This is a genomic window from Myxococcus vastator, assembly GCF_010894475.1.
In the GTDB taxonomy this organism is placed as follows: domain Bacteria; phylum Myxococcota; class Myxococcia; order Myxococcales; family Myxococcaceae; genus Myxococcus; species Myxococcus vastator.
The window spans coordinates 1-985 of sequence record NZ_JAAIYB010000890.1 but is presented as its reverse complement, the minus strand read 5'-3'; the positions used below and the strand labels follow the sequence as shown (position 1 = coordinate 985).

At 65.2% G+C, this 985-nt stretch carries 1 protein-coding gene; it reads right to left on the bottom strand.

The annotated features are described in order from the left end of the window. Nucleotides 1-694, bottom strand: a 694-nt coding sequence (locus G4D87_RS38145; RefSeq protein ID WP_163787632.1) for a polysaccharide lyase family 20 protein, incomplete at its 3' end; no start/stop codon positions are given. Between the last annotated feature and the right edge of the window lie 291 nt (nucleotides 695-985).

Here is a 985-nt window from a genome sequence, read left to right as displayed (position 1 = left end):
CCTCCAGCGTCGAGGCCATGGTGAAGCCGTCGTGGTACACGCTGGCCTCGGGACGGATGGCGTCGTCGCGGTACAGGCCCAGCTTCAGGTAGTTCATCTCCTTGCCGAACTGCGTCGCGATGGAGGTCTTCGGCACGACGACCTCGTTGTTGTGCCAGAGCTGGACGAAGCCCTTCTTCGCGTCGGGCGACCACTTCACCTGCAACACGAAGTCGCTCCAGTCCCCGCGCTTGAGCGGGGCCGTCCACAGCACCTTTCCATTCACTCCGCCCACGCGCATGTGCATCTCTTCGCCGCGCACGTAGAACTCCAGCGGCGGCGAGCCGCAGCAGCCCTCCTGGTGCCACTGCGCGAAGACCTGCCAGCTGTCATCGAGCGGGTAGTCGGCGGGAAAGAGCGTGCTCCACTTGTAGTACCAGGTGGAGTCCGCCTTCTCCTGGCTGATGTAGAGCAGCTCATTGCGGTTGCCGCTGGCGTTGATGGGGTCATCGCCCTGGCGCACCGTGGCCTTCAGCGCATAGCGGCCCTCGCGAACCACATCCGTCACCACTTGGAGACGGCTGTTGGAGACGCTCTGACTGCGCGTCCACTGCGAGGTGTTGCCCGTCTCGAAGTCGCCTTTCCACACCACGTCCGCGGAGGCGAACGAGGGAATCAGAGACACCAGGGCGGCGAGTCGAAGCAGCTGCGTCAAGCGAGGTCCTTTCGTTCCAGGTTGGCGCAGTGGGACACTCAGGCGGACGTGCTACTTCCCGCTCGTGCCCTCTCGTCAAACCCTCGGGGGGACGTGGGCCCGCCATCTCATGTGGAGGGCTGCCTGACAGGCGGGCCGCTGGCGCCATGCCGGCTTTTTCCACCCAGGAGGCAGTGATTCCGGAGGGATGCGCGGAGGACCTGTACTCAAGGTTTTCGGCGCAAGCCGTCTCCAGGTCAGGCCGCCTGGTTCACGGTCTGACGACCCAGCGAAGCGTGGGCGGGCGGTAGG